We start from the raw sequence: 3,318 nt of genomic DNA, 5'->3' as shown, positions 1-3,318 counted from the left end.
CTGTCGGCTCCGGTTGAAGGTTGAGCAGGTATTCCGGTCGAAAAGTGAGCACTCCACTCGACGATTGAGGAGTGATCACTGTGGAGGACTGGGCGTTGATCCGTCAGCTGCACAACTCGGAAGCAATGACGCAGACCGCGATCGCCCGCAAGTTGGGGCTCTCGCGCAACACCGTAGCCAAGGCGTTGCGCTCCCAGGCACCGCCGAAGTACGAACGCGCCCGTTCCCAGTCCTCGGCGTGGGCGCTGACCGAACCGGCGGTGCGAACCCTGCTGGCGACGTATCCGGCGATGCCGACGACGGTGCTCGCCGAACGGGTCGGCTGGAGCGGTGGCAACTCGTGGTTCGCCGAGAACGTTGCCCGTATCCGTCCGGAATATCAGCCGGCCGACCCGGCGGATCGGCTGGTGCATCTGCCCGGTGAGCAGATCCAGTGCGATCTGATGTTCCCCGGACCGCTCGTTCCCGACCACGCGGGAGCCTTGCGTTCGTTTCCGGTGCTGGTGATGGTCGCGACGTATTCGCGGTTTCTCGCCGCGGTGATGCTGCCCTCGCGGGTGACCGGGGACCTGCTGGCCGGGATGTGGCAGCTGCTGACCGAATCTTTCACAATGGTTCCGCGGACACTGTTGTGGGACAACGAAGCCGGGATCGGGCAACGAGGACGGCTCGCCGACGGCGTCGCCGGATTCTGCGGCACGCTGGCCACCCGGATGGTGCAGGCACCGCCCTATGATCCCGAAACCAAGGGGATCGTCGAACGCGCCAACGGCTATCTGCGGACCTCGTTTCTGCCCGGCCGGCGGTTCACCTCCCCGGCCGACTTCAACCTCCAGCTCACCCAGTGGCTCGCGGTGGCCAACACACGCACTCACCGGGTGACCCGTCGGCGGCCGGTCGACGCGATGGCCGAGGACCGGGCCGCGATGACGGTGCTGCCACCGGTCGCTCCGGCGGTCGGGACCACCCGCACCGTCCGGCTCGGCCGGGACTACTACGTCCAGGTCGGCGGGGCCGCCTATTCGGTGCATCCGGAGGTGATCGGACGAATGATCACCCTGACCGCCGATCCGCAGCAGGTGCGGGTGTCCTGCGAGCATCGCCTCGTCGCCGATCATCGGCGCAGTTGGGGGCCGGGGGCGGTGGTGACCGATCCCGAGCATGCCGCCGTCGCCCGGCAGCAACGCGCCCACTACACCGCCGCTCAGCGCGGCAGACCTGCACCGGATGCGGTCGAGGTGCAGGTCGCGGATCTGGCCACCTACGACGCGGTGTTCGGGACGTCGGAGGTGGCGTGATGAATGCCCGTCACACCACCTCGGAGGCGCACAAGGTGATCGTCCACCATGCCCGGGCGCTCAAGGCTCCGCGGATCGTTGCCGAATACGCCCGCCTCGCTGAGCAGGGACGCACCGCGAACTGGTCGTTCGAGGAGTATCTGGCGGCGGTGCTGGCCATCGAGTCCAATGCCCGCGCCGAATCCGGGGCCCGGTTGCGGATCAAGAGCGCCGGATTTCCCGCGATCAAGACGGTCACCGACTTCGATTTCGGTGTCCAGCCCGGTCTCGATCGGGCGCAGATCGCCCGTCTCGAAGGCGGCGGATGGCTCGCCGAGGCCCGCAATGTGGTGTTGCTCGGACCGCCAGGCACAGGGAAAACGCATTTGGCGACTGCTCTTGCGGTCGCGGCCGCGCATACCGGTCACCGGGTTGCGTTCGCGCCGGCGACCGGGTGGATCACCCGGCTGGCGCATGCACATCGGTTGGGGCGGTTGGATATCGAGCTGCGCAAGATCTCCCGGATCGGGTTGGTCGTGATCGACGAGGTCGGCTACATCCCGTTCGACACCGATGCCGCGAACCTGTTCTTCCAGCTGGTGTCGAGTCGCTACGAGAAGTCCTCGATCATCCTGACCTCGAACCTGCCGTTCGCGAGGTGGAGCGAGGTCTTCGGCGAAGCCACCATCGCCTCGGCGATGATCGATCGGATCGTCCACCACGCCGACGTGATCGCGTTGAAGGGCACCAGTTATCGCATCAAGCACACCGCGATCGAGTCGTTGCCGTCCGCTGCTGCAGCTGGAGGGACCGATGCGCAGACCTGAACCTGCTCGTCACCTTGACCCGATGCACGGAACCTCGACAGTCACCGCAGCACGGGTGTCCCCGGCGCTGTTCTGACCTCCATCGGCCCGAGAAACCTGCCACTTCGACTGCCGATCAGCAGAACAAGGCACAATGCTCACGTGATCGCCTGGGATCTGACAGTCTTCTACCGACGTGGTGACACCGGTGGTGGGCAAGGACTGCACGGCCTGAGCAACAGTGACTCCGTCGTGCAGGCAGCACGCGATGCAGCGCGAGCCGCCCGGGAGTGGGCCGACAGAACCGGCAGCACCATCAAGGCTGTTCCGGGCCGTTTGCTGATCAACGGGGTGCAGGGGCCGATCGATCTTCCCGGCCTCGACGGTTCATCGTCCCTGGATGAGGTCGCGGCCGGAGCCGAAGACGCGCTGCACCAGTGGCAAGTTCAGCAACGCCCCGCAGTCCCCGAGTACGAGAGCGCTAGTGCGATCGAGCCGGAAGACGACGGCACCGCACCGCGGTCCGTCAGCCGCGGCGGTGAGCTGACCGTGTTGTGGCAGGACCTCGCTGCCACCGCCGCCCTCGAGGACGTGGCAGCAGGAGCCACCGATGACGATCTCGACGCCGCCGAGAACCACACCGGCTATCAGTGGCCGGACGAGGTCCGTGAGCTGTTCCAGCTCCAAGGCGGAGGTATCGAGATCGTCCCGATGTTCCGGTTGCTCTCCCTCGACGAGACCCTCACCACCTGGGACATGTGGACGCAGATCAACGACGATCTACGGGAGCGCTGGCCGGAAGGCTCCGCCCCTGACGAGGCAGCAATCCGATCAGCGCCCGCGGGCAGTCCGGCCGAAGTGTTCATCCCCGACCTGATCCCCATCGCCGACGATGCTGCCGGTACTTCACTGTGTGTCGACACCCGCCCCGGCGACCTGCACAGCTGCGTCGTCGAGTACTCCGCATCCGCAGGTGGTTCACGCCCGCTGTGGGTCTCGGTCAACGCCATGATCGCAACCGTCGTCGACAGCATCCGGAACCGACGTCCACTCCATGACGGCTGGACAACGACCACAACGGGAACGTTGATTTGGTACTCGGACGACTGAAACGTCACGAAAAACTCAAGCGGATCTGGGCCTTCCGCGGATCGAACCGGTGAGACAGACTGGATTGACCGAACCTGCTCATCTTTCGACCGGACGAACAGCTCATCTTTCGACCGGACCCGACA

The 3,318-nt window shown here is 65.8% G+C and carries 3 protein-coding genes; all 3 read left to right on the top strand.

Annotation, left to right across the window (positions count from 1 at the left end):
- Positions 1–80: 80 nt before the first annotated feature.
- Positions 81–1,298, top strand: coding sequence for an IS21 family transposase (gene istA / locus ABZ789_RS22580; RefSeq protein WP_358428887.1), 1,218 nt, complete (start codon positions 81–83; stop codon positions 1,296–1,298).
- Entirely contained in the window at positions 1,298–2,104 is an 807-nt protein-coding gene (istB, locus tag ABZ789_RS22575) for an IS21-like element helper ATPase IstB (protein ID WP_358428884.1), read from the top strand. Before istA ends, istB begins: the two co-directional genes overlap by 1 nt.
- Before the next feature lie 141 nt (positions 2,105–2,245).
- Complete coding sequence (locus tag ABZ789_RS22570; protein WP_358428881.1) at positions 2,246–3,193, top strand: SMI1/KNR4 family protein; 948 nt, start codon at positions 2,246–2,248, stop codon at positions 3,191–3,193.
- The last annotated feature ends 125 nt before the right edge of the window (positions 3,194–3,318 follow it).

It is taken from the genome of Rhodococcus sp. NPDC047139 (assembly GCF_040643435.1).
Classification (GTDB): domain Bacteria; phylum Actinomycetota; class Actinomycetes; order Mycobacteriales; family Mycobacteriaceae; genus Rhodococcus.
This window is presented reverse-complemented; position numbering and strand designations above follow the sequence as displayed.